Below are 24,317 nucleotides of genomic sequence, written 5' to 3'. Positions count from 1 at the left end.
TCGTGACCAGGAAGGACACCGTGCACCCGCAAGACACCCAGAACCGCGAGGCAGGCGAGGCCCGGGCGGCCCGCACCGACCGGATCCCGGTCGGGATCGTCGGCGCCGGCACGATGGGCACCGCCGTCGCCCAGGTCTTCGCCGCGGCCGGGCACCCCGTGGTGGTGGTCGACCGGCAGCGGGCCGCCCTCGACGCCGGCCCCGGCCGGCTGCGGGACGGCCTGCGCGCCGCGCGGCTGCTCGGCCGCCGCCCGGCCCCCGGTGGGGCTGGTGCCGGAACCCCCGGCGAGGCCCGCCCCTCGGCCGCGGAGACCGTCGAACTGGTCGACTGGACGGACGAGTTCGGGCGGCTCGCGGCAGCCGGCTTCGTGGTGGAGTGCGCCTCCGAGCGGCTGGCCGTCAAGGAGCAGGTGCTCCGGGAGCTCGACCGGGTCTGCGCCCCCGCCGCGGTGTTCGCCTCCTGCACCTCGGCGATCCCGGTCGAGCGGCTCGCCTCCTACACCGACCGGGCGGACCGGGTGCTCGCCACGCACTTCATGAACCCCGCGTACCTCAAGGAGACCGTCGAGGTGGTGCGCGGCCCGGCCACCACCGCCCGGACGCTGGAGACCACCCTCGCCCTGCTCGCCGGGGTCGGCCGCCGCGCCCACGTCGTCCGCGACTCGCCGGGTTTCGTCTCCAACCGGGTGCTGATGCCGATGGTCAACGACGCGGCCGCCCGGGTGCAGGAGGGCGTGGCCGACGCGGAGACCGTCGACCTGATCTTCCAGGAGTGCTTCGGCCACGCCATGGGCCCGCTGCGCACGGCGGACCTGATCGGTCTCGACACCATCGTCGACACCCTCGACGTCCTGCTGGAGACCACCGGCGACGAGCGGTTCCGGACCTGCGACCTGCTGCTCGACCTGGTGCGGCGCGGACACCTCGGCCGCAAGACCGGGCTGGGCTTCTACGCCTACGGGACCCGCCCGTGACCGCCGGCCGTCCGGCCCCCGACGTGCTCGACCTGATCCGGGAACGGTTCCGCACGCTGCCCGACCGGACCGCCGTGGCGGTCGGCGGGCAGAGTCTGACGTATCGTCAACTCGACGTCGAGACAAGCGTACTGGCCGACCGGCTGGCCGCCGCAGGGGTCGCCCCCGGCCGGCTCGTCCTGATCCACCGCCGCCAGGGCGTGCGCACCGTCGTCGGCATGCTGGCCGCGCTGCGGCTGGGTGCCGCCTGGTGCGTCCTGGAACCCGATCGCCCCGCCGCGATGGTGCGCGCCCTGCTGCGCGACAGCGGTTGCGCCGTCCTGGTGTACGACGACGGCGACCCGGCCACCCCGCCCGCCGCCGTGCGGGAGCTGACGGCCGGCTGCGGGCAGCCCGTCACGGCGGTGGCCGAGAGCGGACCGGCCCCCGCTCCCGCCGTGGCCGCCGGCCGGCCGGACGCCGTGGTGCCCCCGACCGCACCGGCCTACGCCGTCACCACCTCCGGGACCACCGGGGAGCCCAAGGCCGTCCTGGTCTCCCGGGGCGCGCTCGCCCACCTGGTCGCCTCCCGTGCCGAGGACCCCGCCGCGACCACCTTCACCGCCTCCCGGCTCTCCTGGGACGCACCGCTGCTGATGCTGTTCCACACGCTCTGCGGCGGCGGCACGGCGGTGCTGCCCGACGAACGGGCCCTGCCCGACCCGGAGGCCACCGCCGCGCTGATCCGCCGCCACCGGGTCGAGGTGGCGGTCGGCCCGCCCTCGTTCCACCTGCTGGTGCTGCCCCACCTGACCGGCGCCGACGCCCACCTGCGGCAGTGGATCCTCGGCGGGGAGGCGGTGTCGGCCGCGCAGGCCGAGCGGCACCGGGCCGTCCTGCCCGGCACCCGGCTGGTCAACGAGTACGGCGCCACCGAGACCACCGTCACCGTGCTCGCCCAGCCGATCGGGTCCGCGCCGCTCGACCCCGTCCCGATCGGGCGGTCCACCCCGGGCAACCGGGTCCACCTCCTGGACGAGCGGCTCGCCCCGGTCGGGCCCGGGCGGACCGGCGAGCTGTACGTGGCCGGGCCGCAGGTCGCGGAGGGCTACGCCGGGCGCCCCGCCGAGACCGCGCTGCGCTTCCTCCCCGACCCCTTCGCGACCATCCCCGGCGCCCGGATGTACCGCACCGGGGACCTCGCCTCCGCCGACCCCACCGGGGCACTGGTGTTCCGCGGCCGGGCCGACGGGCAGCTCAAGGTGCGCGGCGTCCGGGTCGAACGCGAGGCCGTCGAAGCGGCGCTGGAGCGCCACCCGGCCGTCCGGCAGGCCGCCGTTCTCGCCGTGACCGGCCCCGACGGCGCGACCGCGCTGGCCGCGTGCTGGCTCCCCGCCGACCCCGCCGCCCCCGCGCCGGACACCGCCGAACTGCTGGCGCACTGCACCGCCCTGCTCGGCGGCCAGGCCCGGCCGGAGCGTTTCGTCCGGCTGGCGGGCTTCCCGCTCGCGCCGTCCGGCAAGACCGACCTCCAGGCGCTGCACGCCCTGCTCGCCTCAGACCCCGAAGACCCCGAAGACCCCGAAGACCTCGAAGGTCTCGAAGACCTCGTCGAGACCGCCGAGGCGGACGGCGCCCCGCGACTCGTGACGCGCTACTGGACCGAGGTCCTCGGGCACGGCGACTTCGGACCGGACGACGACTTCTTCGCCGTCGGCGGCAACTCGCACCGGATCGTCGAACTCCACCTGCGCCTCGAAGGCCGCTGGCCCGGCGCCGTCCGCGTCGGCCGGCTCTTCGACCTGCGCACCGTCGCCGAGCAGGCCGCGGCCGTCGCCCCGGAGGCCGTCGCCCCGGAGGCCGCCACCCGGGAGCCCGTCGCCCGGGAGTCCGTCGCCCCGGCGGCCGGAGCGCCCACGGGTGGCGCCCGGCCCGACGCCGCGTACGAAGTCTGACGAACGGGAGAGAGCAGCAGTGACCAGGACCCCAGCGACGGCCCCCGCCGACACCGACATCGCCGTCGTCGGCATCGGCGCCCGCTTCCCCGACGCCGACGACCTGGCGGCCTTCCGGGCCAACCTCGCCGCCGGCCGGGACTCCGTCGGGGACATGCCCGCCGCCCGGGCCGCCGCCACCGGACTCGACCCGGACGCGCGCTACCTGCCGATGGGCCACCTCGCCGACGTCCACACCTTCGACCACGCCTTCTTCGGCCTCTCCCGGCGCGAGGCCGCCCTGATGGACCCCCAGCAGCGGATCGCGCTGGTCCTCGCCCACCAGGCCGTCGAGGACGCCGGTCACGCCGCGAGCGCCCTGCGCGGACGCCAGGTCGCCGTGGTGCTCAGCGCCGCCGCCTCCGGCTACCTCGGCGCCGCCACCGAGCCCGGCCCGCTCAGCGCCCTCGGCAACGTGCCCTTCGCGCTGCCCGCCCGGATCGCCCACGTGCTCGGCTTCGAAGGCCCCTGCTACGCCGTCGACACCGGCTGCAACGGCTCGCTCGTCGCCGTCCACCAGGCCTGCCGCGAACTGCGCGACGGCGAGGCCGAGTACGCGCTCGCCGGCGGCTTCAGCCTGCGCCCCGGCGGCCTGCCCGCCCGGCAGACCGAAGGCATGACCGAACTCGTCTCCCCGAGCGGCCGCTGCCGGGCCTTCGACGCCGACGCCGACGGCACCGCCAGCGGCGAGGGCGGCGCCGTCCTGCTGCTCACCACCCTCGGCCGGGCCCGCGCCGACGGCACGCCCGTCCACGCCGTGATCCGCGGCAGCGCCGTCCGGCACAACGGCCGCGCGGCCGCCACCATCAGCACCCCGAGCGCGCCCGCGCACGCGGCGGTGATCGGCGCGGCCTGGCGCGCCGCCGGGCTCGACCCCGCCCTGGCCGGCTACCTGGAGGCGCACGGCTCCGGCACCCGGCTCGGCGACGCCGTCGAACTGGAGGGCCTGGCCCAGGTGTTCGGGCCGCGCGGGTTCGGGGCGCGGGGCCGGCGGCTGCCGATCGGCTCGGTGAAGACCAACGTCGGCCACCTCGACCACGCGGCCGGGATCGCCGGCCTGGTCAAGGCCGTCCTCGCGGTCGGCCACGGCGAGCTGTACCCGTCCCTGCACTTCCGCCGGCCCGTCGACGAGGCCGCCCTCGAACCCGTCGAGGTGGTCACCGCGCTGCGCCCCTGGGAGGGCGAGGAGCGGATCGCCGGCGTCAGCTCGTACAGCCTCGGCGGCATCAACGCCCACTGCGTGGTCCAGCGGCCGCCCGTGCCCCCGCGCGCCGACCGCCCGGGCACCCCCCGGCTCGTCGGCGTCTCCGCGCGCAGCCACACCGCGCTCGCCCGGCTCTGCGCCGACCTCGGCACCGCGCTGACCGGCCCGGCCGCCCGCGACACCGACCTCGACGACGTCGCCCTCACCCTCAACTCCGGGCGCACCCACTACGGACACCGGGTGGCGGTGTGGGCCCGCGACACCGCCGGGCTCGGCCGGGCCCTGCTCGAACGGGCGGCCCGGCTCGACGCCTCGGCCCCGGCCGGCGGCGCCCCGCGCGGCGGCCGGACCAGGCCGCCCGCCGTCTGCCTGCTGCTCTCCCCGGACGCCGCGCCCGACGCCCCCGGCCCGGCGGAGCCGCCCGAGGCGCTGCCCGCCACCGGCCCGGCGGCCCGGCTGCTCGCCGGCCAACTCGCCCTGCACCGCGAACTGTCGCGCTGCGGCGTGCCCGTCGAGACCGTGCTGAGCAGCGGCGTCTCCCGGTACGCCGCCCGGTACCTGCTCGGCACCCTCACCGCCGAGGACACCCGCGAACTCGCCACCGCCACCGGCGCCGAGGCCGCGCCGCCCGACCGGGACCGGCTCGTCGCGGCGGCCGAACGGCTCGCCGCCGCCGGACCGGTGGTGTTCCTCGACCCCGGCCCCGGCGGCGTCCTCGGCCGGCTGCTCGCCGAGCGGTTCGGCCCGGAGGGGCAGGACGGCGCCCGGCTGGTCACGGCCGCCGGCGACGGCGACGGAGGCTTCGCCGCGCTGCTCGGCCGGCTGTACGAATGCGGCCTGGACCTGGACTGGCCGGCGCTCGGCCCCGAGCCCGGCACCGCCCGCCGGCTGCGCCTGCCCGGACACCCGCTGGCCGCCACCCCCTGCTGGATCCGGCCCGCACCGGCGGCCCCCGCCCTGCCCGTGGCGCCCGGCGCGCCCACCGCGCCCGTCGCGTCCGCGGCGCCCGCCGTCGAGCGCACCGGGACCGGCCCCGCCGAGGACCCCGAACGCTGGCTCGCCGAAGTCCTCGGAGAACTCCTGCACAGCGAGCAGCCGCCCGGCCCGGAGGCCGACTACTTCGAACTCGGCGGCAACTCGATCATCGCCCTCCAGCTCGCCGACCGGATCCAGACCCGCTTCGGCTTCCGCCCCCGGCTGCTCGACGTCTACGAACACCCCGCCGTCGGCGCGTTCGCCGACCTCATCCGCCGCCGGGCCGGTGCCCCCGCCGCCCCCGCCCTGCCGCCGATCACCCCGCGCGACACCCCCCCGGTCACCTCCTTCGGCCAGGACCGGATCTGGTTCCACCACCAGCTCGACCCCGACACCACGCTCTACAACCTCCCCATGGTCAGCCTGATCAGCGGCCCGCTCGACGTCGACGCCGTCCGCGGCATGTGGCACGACCTGATGCTGCGCCACGAGGTGCTGCGCTCCAACTTCGCCGAGGAGGACGACGAGCCGGTGCTGCGCGTCCGCCCGGAGCCCGGCGACTTCTTCACCTTCCATGACGTCTCCGCGGATCCGGACCCGCTCGCCGCCGCCCGCGAACTCGTCCGGCAGGCCGCCGAGCACCGCTTCGACCTCGCCCACGACCCCCTGGTGCGGGTGCTCGTGGCCCGGACGGCCCCCGAGCAGCACGTGCTCCAGGTGACCATGCACCACGCCGTCAACGACGGCGCCTCACCGCGGATCTTCGAAAGCGAGCTGCCCGAGCTGTACGCCGCCCGCCGCGAGGGCCGCCCGCACCGGCTCGCGCCGCTGCCGGTCCAGTTCGCCGACTACGCGGCCTGGCAGCGCGAACTGGTGGCCGGCTCGGCCCTGGACGGCGAACTCGCCTACTGGTGCGAGACCCTGCGGGACGCGCCGGTGCTGCGACTGCCCACCGACCACCCGCGCCCGGCCCGCAAGGACCACGCCGGCGACCTCGCGGTGTTCACCGTGGACGCCGCCCTGATGCGGGAGCTGCGGCGGCTCGCGGCCGACCGCTCCGTCACCCTCTTCGTGGTCCTGCTCGCCGGCCTCTACCTGCTGCTGGCCCGCCGCAGCGAGCAGGACGACCTGGTCGTCGGCATCCCGACCACCGGGCGCAACCGGCCCGAACTCGAAGGCCTGATCGGCTTCTTCAACAGCACCGTGGCGCTGCGCGCCGACCTGTCCGGCGCCCCGTCGGTGACCGCCTTCCTGCACCGGGTGCGCGCCGTGGTGCTGGAGGCCCTGGAGCACCAGGAGATCCCCTTCGACCGGGTCGTCCAGGCGCTGACGGACGAGCGCGATCCGGGCCGGAGCCCGCTGTTCGACGTGTTCTACGTGCACCAGGAGCTGCCGCCGATCCAGCAGATCGAGGGCACCTCGACCGGGTACTTCGACATCGGCCACAGCGCCGGCAACCTGTTCGGCGGCCTGCCGGCGGGCACCGCCAAGTTCGACCTCACCCTGATCACCTCCGACCGGGTCGGCGACGACGCCATGACCGCCTGCCTGGAGTTCAGCACCCGGTTGTTCACGAGTGAGACGGCGGCCGCTTTCGTCGCGGAGTACACCGAGCTGCTCCGTGAACTCGCTTCCACTGACGGCGAGTTGCCGATCTCCCGGCTGTGGGCCGGGGCGCCGGTTCCCGCCTTTGCCGACGCGGCCCCGGCGGCCGGCCCGCCCGGGGCCGTGCGGCTCGACATCCCCACGGACCGCCCCCGCCCGGGCCGCCCCGACTACACCGAGCGCAGCGTCACCGTCCCGGTCGACGAGTCGCTGCGCGGCGCCATCGCCCGGTCCGGCCCGCACCCCGACCGGGTGCTGCGGGCCGGCTGGCTGGTGCTGCTCTCGTGGATCTCCGGCCAGGACGAGGTGGCGGTCGGCCTCCCCGGCGGAGCTCTGCTGCGGGCCGACCTCGCCGACGAGCCCGCCTTCACCGACCTGCTCGGACGAACCACCCCCGACGGGACGGCCGGCCCCGGAGCCGAGCCCCCGGTCCGCTCCCGGGGCGACGGGGACGGCGACGGCGGTGACAGCGGCAGCGGCCACGGCGTCGGCCCGCGCGGGGCCGAACTCGACCTGGGCTGGCGGGCGGAGAGCGGCGCCGCCCCCACGGCGCTGACCGTGCACTACGCCCCCGAACTCTTCGACCCGCCGACCGCGACCGGCTTCGCCACCGGCCTGCGCGAGCTGCTGCGCGGCCTGCTCGCCGAGCCCGACCGCCCGGTCCACGACGTGGCGGCCGACTACGCCGACTACGCGGACCAGGCCGACTACGCGGACTGCGCGGACCACGGCGACGCGCCCGAGACCGTGACCCCGCGCTCCGACGACGACACCGTGAGGGCCCTGTGAGCAGCTTCACCGCCACCCCGCTCGACGCCGCCCGGCGTGCCGTCCTGCGGGACACCCCGTCCCTGCCCGCCGACTGCGTGGCGCGCCTGGTCCGCTTCGAGGGCCCGGTCGGGCCGGACCGGCTGCGCCGCGCCGTGGCCCGGGCCCTGGCCGAGCGCCCGCACCTGCACACCGGCTACCGCGCCGCCGCCGGGGGCGGCCCCGGCCTGCTCCGCCCGGCCGACCCGGCCCAGCCGCCCGCCGTCGCGGTGATCGACCTCGACCCGGAGGAACTGGACGGCTGGCTCGCCGCCGAGCTCGTCCGCCCGCTGGACCTGCTCGGCGGGCCGCTGCTGCGCCACGTGCTGATCCGCCGGTCCGACGGCGGGCTCAGCTGGTTCCTGCGCCACCACCGGCTGGTCGACGACGACGCCGGGCTGGCCGCACTCGTCCGCCGGGCCGGCGAGCTGTACGCCGAGGACGGCGGGACGGCCCCGGCCTCCCTCGCCACCCCGGCCTCCCTCGGCACCCCGGCCTCCCTCGGCACCCCCGCCCCGGACCTGGAGGCCGACCGGCCCGCCGACCGGGCGTACTGGCGGGAGGTCCTGGGGGCCGCCGGCCCCGAGCCCGCCGCCGCCCGCCCGGCCGGGGCCACCGCGCCGCCGGCCGAACTGCCCTGGCTGCCGGTGGCCGACCCGGCCGCACTGGCCCGGGTCGCCCGGGCCGGCGGCGCGGGCCCCGCCGCGGTGCTGCTCGCCGCCGCCGCCGTCCACGCGCACCGGCTGACCGGCGCCCGGGAGCTGCTGCTCGGACACTGGCGCCCGGCGCCCGGCCCGGGCGGCCGCGGCCTGGTCGTCCCGGTGCGCCTCGCCCCGGCCCCCGGGCTCAGCTTCACCGCCGTCCTGCGGCAGGCGGGCCGCGCCCTGCGCGCCGCCCGCCGCCACGACCACCGGCCGGACCTCGACCTGCCCTGGGGCCCGTCCTCGGGGTATGGCCTGGTCACCGGGATCGCCGACAGCGCCGAGCGGGTGGCGTACGGCCCCGGGACGGTCGCCGTCCTGGCCCGCGCCTGGGGCGAGCCGCTGCCCGGCCTGTTCCTGCGCGCCGACCCCACCCCCGGCCCGGCGGACCGGGACGGGGCGTGGCGGGTCGCCGCGGGCGGCCACGGCGCCGATCCGGCGGCCCACCGCCGGCTGGTCCGGCTGCTGGCTCGGCTGGCGGCCCGGCCCGACGAGCCGATCCACTCCTTCGACCTCGTCGGCGAGGACGAGTTGGCCCTGCTGCGGAAGGCCAACGCCACCGGACACGCGGTGCCCGAGACCACCGTGCCCGCCGCGTTCGCCGCCCAGCTGGCGCGGACCCCGTCCGCCGTCGCGGTGCGCGGCGGGGGCGAGGTGCTGGACTACGCCGAGCTGGACGGGCGCTCCGAGCGGATCGCCCGGCTGCTCGCCGGCCTCGGCGTCGGCCGCGAGGACGTCGTCGCGGTGCTGCTGCCCCGCACCCCCGCCCTGGTCGCGGCCGTGCTGGGCGTGCTGAAGGCCGGCGCCGCCTACCTGCCGGTCGACCCGGGCCACCCGCGCGGCCGGGTGGAGTTCGTGCTCGCGGACGCCCGACCCCGGGTGGTCCTGACCACGGCGCAGCTGGCCGCCGCCGTGCTGCCGGAGCCGGCCGCCGACGGCCCGTCCGTCGTCCTGCTGGACGAGCCCGCCGCCGAGCCCGCTCCGGTCGAGAACGTCGGCTCCGCGCCCGCCGGGGTGGAGCCCACCGGCCCGCTGCCCGGCAACGCGGCGTACGTCATCCACACCTCCGGCTCCACCGGGACGCCGAAGGGCGTGGTGGTCACCCACCGGGCCGTGGCCAACCTCGCCGCCTGGGCGGCGGCCGAGCTCGGCCCCGAGGCCCTCTCCCGGGTGCTCGGCTCCACCTCGCTCTCCTTCGACCTGTCGGTCTTCGAGCTCCTGGTGCCGCTGTTCGTCGGCGGCAGCGTCGACCTGGTGGACAACCTGCTCACGCTGCTGGAACGCCCCGACTGGTCCGGCAGCCTGGTCAACACCGTCCCGTCGGTGTACCAGCAGGTCGCCCGGGCCGAGTGGGTGCGCGAGCGGGCGACGACCTACGTGTTCTGCGGCGAGCCGCTGCCCGCCGCGCTGGTCCGCCGGGTGCACGCCCGCAACCCGGACGCCCGGGTGCTCAACCTCTACGGCCCCACCGAGGCCATCGTGTACGCCACGGCCGGGGCCTGCCCGCCCGGCGCGGACGGTGAGCCGTCGATCGGCGTGCCGATCGGCAACGTGCGCGCCCACGTCCTCGACCCGGCCCTGCGGCCCGCGCCGGTCGGCGTCACCGGCGAGCTCTACCTGGCCGGGGACTACCTGGCCCGGGGCTACGCCCACCGGCCCGGGGCCACCGCCGAGCGCTTCCTGCCCGACCCGTTCGGCCCGCCCGGCGCCCGGATGTACCGCACCGGCGACCTCGCCCGCTGGACCGCCGCCGGGGAGCTGGAGTACGCCGGCCGCACCGACCACCAGGTGAAGATCCGCGGCCACCGGATCGAACTCGGCGAGATCGAGGCCCGGTTGACGGAGCTGGACGGTGTCCGGCGAGCCGTGGTGGTCGCCACCGACGACGGCGAGGGCGACCGCCGCACGACGGCCTTCCTGGTCGCCGCCGAGGGCCGCCCGGCCGATCCGGAGGCCGTCCGGGCGGCGCTGCGCGAGGTGCTGCCCGCGCCGCTCGTCCCGGCCGCCCTGGTCTTCCTCGACGACCTCCCGACCAACGCCAACGGCAAGACCGACCGCGGCGCGCTCGCCGCCCTGGCCGCCGGAGCCGCGCCGGGGACGACGCCCGAGCCGCCCGCCGCCCCGGCCGCCGGCCCCGTCGAGGTGCTGCGCGAGCTCTTCGCCGGCGTCCTCGGCCTGCCCGGAGTCGGCCCGGACGACAGCTTCTTCGCCCTCGGCGGCGACAGCATCCGCTCCATCAAGCTGCTCCGCCGGGCCCGCCGGGCCGGGCTGGCGCTCGCCCCGGAGGACGTGTTCGCGCACCCGACCCCGGCCGGACTCGCGGCCGTCGCCACCGCGCTCGACCCCGCCGACCAGGGCGCCGGCCGGCCCGCCGACGGCGAACTGCTCCCGCTGGACGCCGCCGCCCGCGCCTGGTTGCGGGACCGGTTCCCGGGCCACCGGGACGTGCTGCCGCTGACACCGCTCCAGGAGCGGCTGCTCTTCCCCACCCGGCACGGCCAGGGCGGCGGCGGGGCCTACGTGATGCGGCTGTGGATGCTCTTCGACGGGCGGCTCGACCCGGTGGCGCTGCGCCGCGCCGTCGAGGCGCTCTGCCGCCGCCACCCGAACCTGGCGGCCGGGTTCGTCCGCCTCCCCGACGGCCGGCCCGTCCAGGTCGTCCCGGACCGCCTGCCGCCGTTCACGGAACTGGACCTCGGCGGCCTCACGGCGGCCGAACAGGAGGCGGAGACCGAGCGGTTGGCCGCCGAGGCCAGGACCACCCGGTTCGACCCGGCCGACCCGCCGCTGATCCGCTTCACCCTGCTGCGGCTGGGCCCCGGGGAGGGCGCGGGAGCGCAGCGGTACCGGCTGGAGGTGGTCGCCCACCACACCCTGATCGACGGCTGGTCCAACCAGCTCCTCCTGCCGGAGCTGTTCGCCCTGTACCGGGACCCGGCCGGGCTGCCCGCGCCGGTGCCGCTGCGCGCCCACCTGGCCTGGCTGGCCGGCCGGGACCACGAGGCCGCCCGCCGGGCGTGGCGCGAGGCCCTGGCCGCGCCGATCGAACCCACCCTGATGACGCCGCCCGGGCTGCCGCCCGCCGCCGGGTGGCCGGGCCGCCGCTACCGGCCCCTGGGCGAGGAGCGCACCGAACGGCTCGGCGCCCTCGCCGCCGGGCTGGGCATCACGCTCAACACCGTGCTCCAGGCCACCTGGGCGCTGCTGCTGGCGGAGCGGACCGGCCGCCCCGACACCGTGTTCGGGATCATCGTCAACGGCCGCTCGCCGGAGCTGCCGGGCTCCGAGTCCGTCATGGGCTTCCTGATCAACACCCTGCCGCTGCGGATCACCCTGCGGCCGGAGGAGTCGCTGGCCGGGCTGCTGACCCGGGTCCAGCGCGAGCAGGTCCGGATGATCGCCCACCAGCACCTGGGAATCCCCGCGATCCAGCGGGCGACCGGCCTCGGCGAACTCTTCGACACCGTCATGGTGTACGAGAACTTCCCGCAGTCCGGCGACCAGGGCGACGCGCTTCCGGGGGTGCGGATCACCGGCTCGGGCAGCGAGACGGCCGCGCACTACCCGCTGTCGCTGATGGCCATCCCCAGGGACGGCGGGCTGGAACTCGACATCCTGCACCGGGAGGACGCCGTCGACGCCGAGGCCGCCGACGCCCTGCTGGCCCGGCTGCTGGGGCTGCTCGACACCCTCGTCGCCGAGCCGGACACCACCGTCGGGGCCCTCGGCCTGCTCGCCTCCTGGCCCGCGACCGCCGGGCCCGCCCGCAGCCCGCTCCCCGCCGCCGACGCCCCCGCGGACGCCACCGCCACCGCGGACGCCGCCGTACCCGCGCCGCCCGCCGACGGCCTGGAGCCCATGCTGGCCACCCTGCTGCCGCTGCGTTCGACCGGCACCGGCGCGCCGCTGTTCTGCGTGCACCCGGCCGCCGGGATCGGCTGGACGTACGCGGCGCTGCTGGGGCCGCTCGGCGACCGGCCGCTCTACGTCCTGCAGTCCCGCGGCCTCGACGGCCGGGGGCCGCTGCCGGCCAGCCTGGAGGAGGTGGCCGAGGACTGTGTGCGGGAGATCCGCGCCGTCCAGCCCGACGGGCCCTACCACCTGCTCGGCTGGTCGTTCGGCGGCCTGGTCGCCTACGCCGTGGCCGCCCGGCTCCAGCAGCAGGGCGCGGAGGTGGGCCTGCTCGCGATGCTCGACAGCTACGTGCTCGCCGACCTGCCCGCCCGCTCGGAGGCCGAGGTGCTCGCCGAGCAGGGCCACGTCCGCAACGCCCTGCTGCGGCTGACCGGGGTCGACCGGCCCGCCGACGCGCCCGCGCCGACCGCCGAGGAGTTCCTCGCCCTCGCCAAGGACTCCGACTCGCCGCTCTCCGTCTTCTCCGAACACCACCTGACCGCGCTCGCCGAGGTCTACGACAACAACGTCCGGCTCGGCCGGGCCTTCCGCCCCGGCGGGTACCGCGGCGACCTGCTCCTCATCGAGGCCGTCCCGGAGACCAGCGGGCCCGTCCAGGACCCGGAGAGCTGGCTGCCCCACCTGGACGGCGGCCGGCTGCTGCGGCACCGGACCGACCACGGCCACCAGGACCTCGGCGGCCCGGCCGCCCTCGTCGACCTCGCCCCGGCGCTGCTCGACCGGCTCGGCGACCCGTCCGACCCGTCCGGGCCGCACGGGTCACGGAGCCCGCACCAGCCGCACGAGCCGGAGAGGAGCTGACCGGATGTCCGCCACGCCCGCCACGCCCGCCCGACGATGGCCGCTCACGGCCCCGCAGGCGGGAATCTGGTTCGGCCACGAGGCCGACCCCACCCGGCGGCGGTTCACCGCCGGCCAGTACGTCCAGTTCCACGGCGCGATCGACGAGGAGCTGTTCGAACGCGCGCTGCGGGGCGTGGTGGCCGGCAGCGAGAGCCTGAGGGTGCGCTTCGAGCCGACCGCCGACAGCGCCGTCCAGATCATCGAGGACGCCGCCGACTGGCCGCTGCACCGGCAGGACCTGCGCCACCACGAGGACCCGGCCGCCGCCGCCCGCGCGTTCCTCGCCGTCGAACTCGCCCACCCCTACGACCTGACCGCCGGCCCGTCCTTCGACCACTTCCTGCTGCGGACCGGCGAGGCGGAGTACCTCTGGTACCTCCGGATCCACCACATCCTGTGCGACGGGGTGGGCGGGGCCGGGCTGATCCGCCGGGTGGCGGCCGAGTACACGGCGCTGCGCGCGGGCGAGCCGGTCTCCACCGGCGTGCACGACCCGCTCCAGGCCCTGCTGGACGACGACGCCGCCTACCGCGCCTCCGCCCGGTTCCGCACCGACGCCGCCTTCTGGGCCGAGGAGTCGGCCGGCCTCGGCGACCCGCCCCGCCTCGCGGGCGGGCGCGGCGCCCCGACCGGCTCGGGCCCGCGCCCGCCGGTCGCCGTCCGGACGGAGCTGTCCGCCGAACGCTGGGCCGCCGTCCGCGAGCGCGCCGGCGCGGGCTGGACGGCGCTGTTCCCGGCCGCGCTCGCCGTCGCGCTGCACGCCGACACCGGCGAGGGCACGGCGGTGATCGGCCTCGGCGTCCGCGGCCGGGACGCCGCGCTGGCCCGGCGGGCCCTCGGCATGACGGCGAACGTCGTCCCGCTGCGGCTCGCCGTCGACCCGGCCGCCACCGTCGGCGACCTGGTGACGGCCACGGCGGACCGGGTCCGGGCCGCGCTGCGCCGCCAGCGGTACCGCTTCGAGGACCTGCTCCGCGACACCGCCGCCGCCCGGGGCGAGCGGCCGCTGATCGGCCCCACCCTGAACCTGCTGCCGCTCGACCCGGACCTGCGGTTCGGCGGGATCCCGGCCACCGTGCACGAGGTCTCGCCGGGCGTGCCCGAGGACTTCGCGCTCGGCGTCTACGACAACGGCCGCGCCACCCTGCCGGTGTTCGCCGACGCGGTCGGCGACTACCCCGAGGACACCGTCCGGGCCCACCTGGACCGGGTGCTCGACCTCGTGACGGCGCTGGCCGAGGCGCCCGAGGGGCTCCCGGTCGGCCGGCTGCGCACCGGCGGCGCCGTCGCCCTGCCCGCGCCCGCGTCCGGGTCGGCATGGACCGGCCAGGACGGCGACACCCTGGTCTCGCTGTTCGAACGGCAGGCCGCCGCCCGCCCGCAGGCACCCGCCGTGGTGCTGGGGGAGACCGTCCTCAGCTACCGCGAACTCGACCTGCGCGCCGACCGGTTGGCCCGCCGGCTCGCCGCCCGGGGCGTGCGCTGCGGCGACCTGGTGGGCGTCGCCCTGCCCCGCTCGCCGGACCTGGTGGTCGCGCTGCTCGGTGTCCAGAAGGCCGGCGCCGGCTACCTGCCGCTGGATCCGGACTACCCGGTCGAGCGGCTGCGCGCGACCATCGAGGACGCCGCGCCCCGGCTCGTGGTGACGGACGACTCCGCCCGGGCGGCGCTGCCCGACGGCGTCGGGACCCTGCCCGTCGACGGCGCGGACGAGCCCGCCGACCGGCCGCGGCCGCAGCGCCCCGCCCCGGACGGCGTCGCCTACGTCATCCACACCTCCGGCTCCACCGGCCGCCCCAAGGGCGTCCTGGTCACCCACCGCAACGTCACCCGGCTGCTCGCCACCACCGCCGACCGGTTCGGCTTCGGACCGGACGACACCTGGACCCTGTTCCACTCCTACGCCTTCGACTTCTCGGTCTGGGAGCTGTGGGGAGCCCTGCTGCACGGCGGCCGGCTGGTCGTCGTCCCCCGGGACACCGCCCGCTCGCCCGAGGAGTTCCTGCGCCTGCTCGCCGACGAGCGCGTCACGGTGCTCAACCAGACCCCCTCGGCCTTCACCCAGCTGGCCGCCGCCGACGCCGCCCACCCCGGCCCGAGCGCCCGGCTCGCCCTGCGGTACGTGATCTTCGGCGGCGAGCAGCTCGAACCCTGGCGGCTCGCGGACTGGTACCTGCGGCACCCGCAGGACGCGCCCCGGCTCGTCAACATGTACGGCATCACCGAGACCACCGTGCACGTCACGGCCGGCGACCTCGACGCCGCCGCCGTGGCCTCGGGCACCGCCACCATCGGCCGCCCGCTGCCCGACCTGCGGGCGTACCTGCTGGACGCCGCCCTGCGGCCGGTGCCCGACGGCCTGCCCGGCGAGCTGTACGTGGCCGGCCCCGGCCTCGCCCGCGGCTACCTCGGCCGCCCCGCGCTGACCGCCGGCCGCTTCACCGCCGACCCGTACGGCCCGCCCGGCAGCCGGATGTACCGCAGCGGGGACCGCGCCCGCCGCCGCCCCGACGGCGAACTCGAACACCTCGGCCGCACCGACCGGCAGGTGAAGATCCGCGGCTACCGCATCGAGCCGGGGGAGATCGAGGCCGTGCTCGCCGCGCTGCCCGGCATCTCCGGCGCGGCCGTCCTCGCCACCGAACGGGAGCCCGGGCACAAGGCGCTGACCGCCTACCTGCTCGGCACCGGGGAGGCCGTCCGCGCGGCCGCCGACCACGCCCACGCGTCGCTCCCGGCCCACCTGGTGCCCGCGGCCTTCGTCGCCGTCGAGGCCTTCCCGCTGACCGCCAACGGCAAGCTCGACGAGCACCGGCTGCGGGCCCTGGCGGCCAGGGCGGCGGACGGCCGGGGCCGGGCGCCCAGCGGCGAGCACGAGACCTGGCTGCACCGGCTGTTCGCCGAACTCCTCGGGGCCGAGGGCTTCGGCGCGGACGAGAGCTTCTTCGCCCTCGGCGGAGACTCCCTCTCGGCGAACCGGCTGGTGGTCCGCGCCCGGGCCGAGCTGCCCGCCGAGCTGACCGCCGGACTGACCATCCGGGACGTCTTCGCGGCCCCCACCGTGGCCGGTCTGGCCGCCCGGACCGGTGCCCGTGCCGCCGCCCGCCAGGGTGCGGCGGCGGCCGGCCGGGCACGTCCGCAGCGCCCGCAGGCCGGCCCCCGCCCGGAGCGCATCCCGCTCTCCTACGCCCAGCGCGGCCTGTGGTTCCTGCACCGGCTCGGCGAGCAGGCGTCGACCTACCACGTCCCGCTCGCCGCCCGGCTGACCGGGCCGCTCGACCTGGCCGCGCTACGGGCCGCCGCAGGCGACGTCCAGCAGCGGCACGAGAGCCTGCGCACCGTGTTCCCGGCCACCGACGGGCAGCCGTACCAGCGGATCCTCGACGACCCGCCCCTCCCGCTGACCGTCCGGCACCCCGACCCCGCCGACCTGGACGCGGCCGTGCACGAGGAGGTCCACCGGCCCTTCGACCTCGAACACGGCCTGCCCTGGCGGCTGGTGGTGTTCACCGCCGGGCCCGGCACCCACCTGCTGCTGATCGTCCTGCACCACATCACCGCCGACGAGCAGTCGCTGGGCCCGCTGACCCGCGACCTCGCCGCCGGCTACGCCGCCCGGGCCCGCGGCCGGGCCCCCGAATGGCCCCGACTGCCGCTCCAGTACGCCGACTTCACGCTCTGGCAGCGCCAGGAGCTCGGCCCGGGCGGCGAGCCCGGCAGCCCGCTGGCCACCGAACTGGCGCACTGGCGCGAGACCCTGCACGCCGCGCCGGGGCGCACCGCGCTGCCGGTGGACCACGAGCCGCCGCCCGGCACGGCCCTGCGCGGGGCCGCCGCCGAGTTCCGGTGGGGTGCCGAACTGGTTGCCGCGGCAGCCGAGTTGGCGGCCGGTCGGGGAGCCACCCTGTTCATGGTGCTGCACGCGGCCGTCGCCTGCCTGCTGGCCCGTTCCGGAGCGGGCACCGACCTCGTCCTCGGCACGGTCACCGCCGGCCGCGCCGACCCCGCCCTGGACGACCTGGTCGGCTACTTCGCCCAGCCGCTCGCCCTGCGCACCGACCTCTCGGGCCGCCCGGGCTTCGCGGAGCTCGTCGACCGCGTCCGGCACGCCGACCTCACCGCCTTCGCCCACGACCAGGCACCCTTCGACCGGGTCGTGGACGCCCTCGCACCCGACCGGAGACTCGGCCGCCACCCGCTGTTCCAGGTGATGATCACCCTGCACGGCGGACGCCGACCCGCGCTCACCCTGCCCGGCCTGTCCGGCGCTCCGCACCGGTTCGAGCGGGTGATGGCCAAGTTCCCACTGCTCTTCGAGTTCACCGAACAGCCGGACGGCACGGTGCGCGGCGTCCTGGAGTACAGCACCGGCCACTTCCGCCCCGAGACCGCCGAGCGCCTGGCGCAGGGCCTCGGCCGCCTGCTGGCGGCCGCCCTGGCCGACCCGGCGGCACCCGTCGACACCCTCGGCACCCTCGACGTCCTTGGCGCCCTCGACCTGCCCGACACCTCCGGCCCGGCCGCCCGCCCGCTCCCGGCGCCCGCCGCCGCCCGCCCGCAGCCCGTCACGGCCCCGGAGGGCGGCTCGCCCGCCGAGGAGCAGCTGCGGACCCTGTTCGGCAGCGTCCTCGGCCGGGCGCGGCCGGGGCCGTCGGAGGGGTTCTTCCGGCTGGGCGGGGACAGCATCCTGGCGATCCAACTGGCCACCCGGGCCCGGTCGGCGGGAGTGCTGATCACGCCGAAGGACGTGTTCACCCACCAGACCCCGCGCGCCCTCGCGGCCGCCGCGGCCGTCGTCCCGGACGGGGGCCGCGCCCCGGCCGCCCGCCCGGCGGCGCCCGCGCCGCCCGGCGGGGAGCTGCCGCCCACCCCGATCGCGGACTGGCTGGCGGCCCGCGGCGGACCGATCCACGGCTACGCCCAGTCCCTGCTGTGCGACGTGCCGCCCGGCGCCACCGAACACACCCTGCGCACCGCCCTCCAGCAGCTCGTCGACCACCACGACGCGCTGCGGACCCGGCTGACCGGGGCCCCGGGCGAGCCGCTCGCCTTCGAGATCCGGCCCGCCGGGACCGTCCCGGCGGCCCCGCTGCTGCACCGGATCGACCTCGCCCGCGAGGGCCTCGCCACCACCCCCGGCCGCGACCCGGCGCCCGCCCTGCTGGAACTCGTCGCGGAACAGCGGCACGACGCCCGCCGCCGCCTCGACCCCTACCGGGGCGAACTGCTGCGGGCGGTCTGGTTCGACGGCGGCCAAGGCGGCCTGCTGCTGATGGTGATCCACCACCTCGCCGTCGACGGCGTCTCCTGGCGGATCCTGCTCGACGACCTCGCCCGGGCCCACCGGGCCGCCGCCGACGGCCACCCGGCCGACCTCGCCGCCGTCCCCGTCACCGCCGCCGACTGGGCCCGCGCGCTGCGGGCCGCCGAGGCCGACCCGGCGGTCGCCGCCGACCGCGACCACTGGCACGGCCTGCTGACCGCCGGCACCGGGACCATCGGCACCCGCCCGCTGGACCGCACCCGGGACACCGTGGCCGGGGCCGCGACCCTGCGCACCACCCTGGGCGGCGGCCCGACCGCCGCCCTGCTGACCGACCTGCCCGACCGGCTCGGCGCCGCCGTACCGGAGATCCTCCTCGGTGCCCTCGCCGCCGCCCTGCACGGCTGGGGCGCCCGCAGCGCGGACGGCCCGCTCCTGGTGGACGTGGAGGGCCACGGCCGCGACCCGGAACTCGCCGCCCTCGACGGCCTCGACCTCTCCCGGACGCTGGGCTGGTTCACGGTCATCCACCCCGTCCTGCTGGACACCGGCCCGGCCGGACCCGACACCGGGGGAGCGGCCCCCGCCGACGACCGAGCCCCCGCCGACGAACCGGCCCGCGCCGACGACCTGGCCCGCGCCGTCGCGGCCGCCCGGCAGCGCCTGCGCGCCACCCCCCACCGGGGCCTGACGTACGGGCTGCTCCAGCGGTCCGGCACGCTGCCCGACCGCCCGGCCCCGATCGCCTTCAACTACCTGGGCCGCTTCGACACCACCCGACGCGGCCCCTGGCAGCCCGTCCCCGGCACCCTGCGGGGCGAGGCCGACCCCACCCTGCCGCTCGCCCACACCCTCTCGGTCGACGCCTTCGTGGAGACCGGCCCGGACGGCCCGCGGCTGCGGGTCGAATGGGCCTGGCCGGCCGGCGTGCTGGCCGCCGACGCGGTGGCCGAACTCGCCGCCCGCTGGGAGCAGGCCCTCACCACCCTGTCGTCCGCCGGCCCGCGCCGGGCCGAGGGTCCCGCAGCCGACGCCCGGTCCGAGGAGTCCGCCGAAGCCTGTGCCGAAGCGCCCGCCGAGGCCGCCGTCCTGCTGCCCGCCACGCCGCTCCAGGCCGGCCTGCTGTTCCACTCCCGCTACGCCGCCCACGACGGCCGCCGCGACCCGTACCTCGTGCAGCTCGTCCTGGACCTCACCGGCGCGATCGACCCGGAGCGGCTCCAGGACGCCGCCCGGCGGCTGCTCGCGCGCCATCCGCAGCTCGCCGGGGCCTTCACCAGCGGCGAGTCCGGCCCGCCGCGGCAGGTCGTGCCGGCCGGGGTGACGCTGCCCTGGCGCACCGTGGACCTCGCCGGACGGGCGGAGCGGGAGCAGTCCGCCGACGCCCGGCGGCTCGTGGCGGAGGACCGCCGGCCGTTCGCGGTCGACACCCCGCCGCTGATCCGCTTCACCCTGCTGCGGCTGGCCGCCGACCGGTGGCGGCTCGTCTTCACCCACCACCACCTGCTGCTGGACGGCTGGTCGGTGCCGATCGTGCTGCGCGAACTGCTCGCGCTGCACCAGGGCGTCGACCTGCCCCCGGCGCCGTCCTACCGCCGCTACCTCGACTGGCTGGCCGGGCGCGACGACGCGGCCGCGCGCGGCGCCTGGCGCGCCGCCCTCGCCGGGGCCGAGCCCACCCGGGTCGGCCGGCCCGCGCCGGCCGGCGGCGAGGGCGCCGACGACGGCCCGTCGACGAGCGTCTTCACCCTGCCCGCCGGGCTCACCGCCGGGCTGCGGGCGCGCGCCGCGCAGTGGGAGGTGACGCTCGGCTCCCTGGTGACGACGGCGTGGGCGCTGGTGCTCGCCCACCTCACCGGCCGCGACGACGTCCTGTTCGGCACCACCGTCGCCCAGCGCCCGGCCGAACTGCCGGAAGCGGAGCGGCTCGTGGGCCTGCTGATCAACACCGTGCCGGTCCGGGCCCGGCTGCATCCGGGCGAGCCGCTGCGCGAGCTCGCCGCCCGGCTCCAGCGGGAGCGCACCGCGCTGCTGGACCACGAGCACCTGGGGCTCACCGCGGTGGAGGAGGCCGCCGGCGCCGGGCGGCTCTTCGACAGCTCACTGGTGTTCGAGAACTACCCGCTGGACGAGGCCGGGTTCGTCGAGCCCGCGCCGGGCCTGCGGATCGGCGCCGTCGAACCGTTCGACGGCACCCACTACCCGCTCTCGCTGGTGGTGCTGCCGCGCCAGGGCGGCCTGGACGTGCGGCTCCAGCTGCGCCCGGCCGAACTGGACCGGTACCTCGACGCGGACCGGCTGCGCACCGTGCTGACGGCCGCCTGCGCCACCCTGGCCGGTCCGGGCGCGGACGCGCTGACCACCGGCCGGGTCGACCTGCTGCCGCCCGTCCAGCGGGCGGGGCTGCGGGCCTGGGGCACCGGCCCGGCGGCCGACGCCGAACCGGTGTCGGTGGGCGCGCGGTTCGAGCGGCTGGCGGCCGACCACCCGGACCGGATCGCCCTGCGCCACGTCGGCGGCGCCGGCACGAACGGCATCGCGACGGACGCCGCCACCACGGACGCCACCACCACGTACGGCGCGCTGAACGCCGACGCCAACCGGCTGGCCCACCACCTGACGGCCCTCGGGGTACGCCCCGGCACCCGGGTCGCCGTACGGCTGCCGCGCTGCCCGGAGGTGCCGGTGGCGATGCTGGCGCTGGCCAAGCTCGGCGCCGTCTGCGTCCCGCTGCACCCGGGCTTCCCGGCCGAGCGGCTGCGCGCGCTCGCCGCCGAGGCGGGCACCGAGCTGCTGCTGGACGCCGAGGTGTCGGCCGCGGCCCGGCGGGCGGGCGGGAGTACGGACGATCCCGGCGTGGAGGTGCCGCCCGGGCAGGTCGCCCAGTTGCTGTACACCTCGGGCTCGACCGGCCGCCCCAAGGGCGTGGCGGTCACCCACCGCAACATCCTCGCGCTGGCCGACGACCCGCTGTGGCACGGACCCGACCACGACCGGGTGCTGTTCCACTCGCCGCACGCCTGGGACGCCATGGTGTACGAGCTGCTCATGCCGCTGCTGACCGGCCGTCAGGTGGTGGTGGCCCCGCCGGGGGAGCTGACCCCGGCGGACTACGCCCGGGCCGTCGAGCGCGGCGGCGCCACCGCGGCCTGGCTGACGGCGGGCCTGTTCGACCTGCTGACCGAGCAGATCCCGGCGGCCCTGGCCCGGTTGCGCCTGATCTGCACCGGCGGCGACGTCGTCCCCCCGGCGGCGCTCGCCCGGGCCCGGCGGGCCGCGCCCGGCCAGCGGCTGCTGGACCTGTACGGGCCGGTGGAGAGCACGACCTTCGCCCTGGGCCACGAAGTCCCGGCGGGCCCGGTCCGCGAGGGCGAGGCCGTCCCGATCGGCCGCCCGCTCGCGGGGACCAGGGTGCTGCTGCTGGACGCCGCGCTGCGCCCGGTGCCGCCGGGCGTCCCCGGTGAGATCCACCTGGGCGGCGAAGGCCTGGCCGCGGGCTACCACGGCGCCCCGGCCCGGACGGCCGAGCGCTTCGTCGCCGACCCGTACGGCCCGCCGGGCGGCCGGCTGTACCGCACCGGCGACCTGGGCCGGTGGGACACCGAGGGCCGGCTGCACTTCCTGGGGCGCGCGGACCGGCAGGTGAAGATCAACGGGTTCCGGATCGAGCCGGGCGAGATCGAGGCCGCGCTGTGCGCCGAACCGGAGGTCACCGCCGCCCGGGTGGTGCCGCACGGGGCGGGCCCGGCGGGCCGCTCGCTGGTCGGGTACGTGGTCGCCGACCGGCCGGTGGCCGCCGGCGAACTGCGCCGCCGGCTCGCCGGGCGGCTGCCGCGCCACCTGGTGCCCGCCGTGCTCGTCCCGGTCGACGCGCTGCCGCTGGACGCCAACGGCAAGGTCGACACGACCGCCCTGGGCCCGCCGCGGCGGGCGGCCCCGGGGCCGACCCGTTCGCCCCGCCGGGAGGTCCTGGCGGCGCTGTTCGCGGAGGTGCTGCGGGTGCCGGCGGTCGCGCCGGAGGACGACTTCTTCACGCTCGGCGGCAACTCGATCGCCGCGATGCGGCTGGCCGGGCGGATCCGGTCCACCCTGGGGGTCGACGTGCCGCTCGTCGAGCTGTTCGACGCGCCCACGGTGGCCGGGCTGGACCACCGGCTCGACCGCGCCGCCCGTACCGGCGGCACCGACGGCACCGACGGCACCGACGGCGGCGCCCCGGCGCTCGGCGACCGGACGACCAGGCCCGACCGGCTGCCGCTCGCCCCCGCCCAACTGCGCCTGTGGACGGCCAACTACCTGGGCGAGCACCGCCCGGACTACCTCACCACCCTGGCCCTCGACCTCACCGGCGGGCTCGACCCGGCCGCGCTGCGGGCCGCCCTCGGCGACCTGGTGGCCCGGCACGAGGCCCTGCGGACCGTCCTGCCGTACGGCCCGGACGGCCCCGAGCAGCGCATCCTCGGGCCCGCCGACGCCTCACCCGACGCCCCGCCCGCCGACGCCGACCTCGCCGAGGCCTTCCTCGCCGCCGTCCCGTCCGCCGCGCCCCGCCTCCTCGACGTAGCGCCGGAGCGGCTGGACGCCTGGATCGCCGCCGAACTCGACCGCGGCTTCGACCTGTTGACCGAACCGCCGCTGCGCACCGCCCTGCTGCGCAGCGGCCCCGACCGGCACACCCTGCTGCTGGTGCTGCACCACGCGACGGTGGACGGGCACGCGCTCGAACCGCTGCTGGCAGACCTGCGGTCCGCCTACCGGGCCCGGGCGGCCGGCGGGCCGCCGCGCTGGCCGGCGCCCGCCGTCCAGTACGCCGACCACGCCCTGTGGCTGCGGCGGCGGCTCGGCGACGAGGACCGCCCGGAGAGCCCGGCCGCCCGGCAGGCCGCCTACTGGAAGGGCGCGTTGGCCGCCCTGCCGCCGTGGCGGGGCCTGCCGGACGCCACCGGCGCCCCGGGCGCCGGGCCGGGCATGGCCGGCACCGTCCGCTTCGCCCTGGACCCGGGGGAGCACCGCCGGCTGGCGGCCGCCGCCCGGGCCTGCTCGGCCGGCACCGGGATGGTGGTGCAGGCGGCGTTCGCCGCCGCGCTGGGCGACCTCGGCGCGGGGCACGACCTCCCGATCGGGGTGCCGCTGGCCGGCCGGGACGACGAGGCGCTGGACGGCGTGGTCGGCTGCCTGCTCAACACCGTGGTGCTGCGGGTCGACACTTCCCCTCGCGGCGCCGGGGACGCCCCTACCGGCGCCCCGACGGCCCGCACCCTGGTCGGGCGGGTCCGGGAGCGGCTGCTGGCCGCCCACGCCCATCAGGACCTGCCGTTCGACCGGGTGGTGGAGTTGGTCAACCCGGCCCGGCAGGCGGGCCGCCAGCCGCTGTTCGGGGTGGCGCTCTCCCATCTGGTGCGGGCCGAACCGGCCGACGGCGGGCGGTGGGACGACGCCGTGACGGCCGCCGAGCGGCCCGTCCCGATGGCCCGCACCGCCGTCGACCTGCTGCTCCAACTGGTGGAGCGGCGGACCGCGGACGGCGCACCCGGCGGGCTGGAGTGCGCCCTGGTACACGCGCTGGACGGCTGCGACGAGCCGACCGCCCGGCGGGTGGTGGCCGCCTTCCGACGGCGGGTCACCGAGTTCTGTGACGAGCTGAACGACGAGTTGAACCACGAGCCGAACGACGAGCTGAACGACGAGCCGAACGACGAGGTCGACGGCGAGCTCAACGACGAGCCGGCCGACGAGTTGGACGACCTTGCCCAAGAGCACGACCACAACCATGAAGTGAGGGTCCGATGAGCAGCACCAACCCCTTCGACGACGAGCAGGGCGCGTTCCTGGTCCTGGCGAACGAGGAGAACCAGCACGCGCTCTGGCCCGCCTTCGTCGACGTGCCCGCCGGTTGGCGCAGCGTGTTCGGCGAGGAATCCAGGCAGGCCTGCCTGGACTACGTCGAGAAGAACTGGACCGACCTGCGCCCGCGCAGCCTCGCCGAGGCGATGGACGCCCGCGTCGACTGAGCGCGATCGGCCGGTCCATCAGGGATGTTCCACCCTGGCTTAAGGA

Annotated in this window: 6 protein-coding genes; all 6 read left to right on the top strand. The window is 77.8% G+C overall.

Annotated features, from left to right (window positions below; genetic code table 11):
• Positions 1-2: 2 nt before the first annotated feature.
• The 6 genes from ABT015_RS20435 to ABT015_RS20410 are packed head-to-tail and all read left to right on the top strand — an operon-like array spanning position 3 to position 24,271.
• A complete protein-coding gene (locus ABT015_RS20435; RefSeq protein WP_350880958.1) occupies positions 3-974 on the top strand; it encodes a 3-hydroxyacyl-CoA dehydrogenase family protein in 972 nt (323 codons plus the stop codon).
• The gene (locus tag ABT015_RS20430) at positions 971-2,908 is read left to right on the top strand and encodes a non-ribosomal peptide synthetase (RefSeq protein ID WP_350880956.1); all 1,938 of its coding nucleotides are present in this window, start codon (positions 971-973) and stop codon (positions 2,906-2,908) included. Before ABT015_RS20435 ends, ABT015_RS20430 begins: the two co-directional genes overlap by 4 nt.
• 19 nt (positions 2,909-2,927) lie before the next feature.
• Positions 2,928-7,520: a condensation domain-containing protein gene (locus tag ABT015_RS20425; RefSeq protein ID WP_350880954.1), complete on the top strand. Its 4,593-nt coding sequence runs from the start codon at positions 2,928-2,930 to the stop codon at positions 7,518-7,520.
• Positions 7,517-12,955: a non-ribosomal peptide synthetase gene (locus tag ABT015_RS20420; protein ID WP_350880952.1), complete on the top strand. Its 5,439-nt coding sequence runs from the start codon at positions 7,517-7,519 to the stop codon at positions 12,953-12,955. Before ABT015_RS20425 ends, ABT015_RS20420 begins: the two co-directional genes overlap by 4 nt.
• Positions 12,956-12,959: 4 nt before the next feature.
• Complete coding sequence (locus ABT015_RS20415) at positions 12,960-24,050, top strand: non-ribosomal peptide synthetase (RefSeq protein WP_350880950.1); 11,091 nt, start codon at positions 12,960-12,962, stop codon at positions 24,048-24,050.
• Positions 24,047-24,271: an MbtH family protein gene (locus ABT015_RS20410; protein ID WP_063349723.1), complete on the top strand. Its 225-nt coding sequence runs from the start codon at positions 24,047-24,049 to the stop codon at positions 24,269-24,271. The genes ABT015_RS20415 and ABT015_RS20410 overlap by 4 nt, the downstream gene beginning before the upstream one ends.
• Positions 24,272-24,317: the final 46 nt, after the last annotated feature.

The sequence above is a fragment of the Kitasatospora sp. NPDC094016 genome (assembly GCF_040304045.1).
GTDB lineage: Bacteria > Actinomycetota > Actinomycetes > Streptomycetales > Streptomycetaceae > Kitasatospora.
Note: the sequence above shows the minus strand (reverse complement) of the source record. Positions and strands in the feature narration are given on the sequence as shown.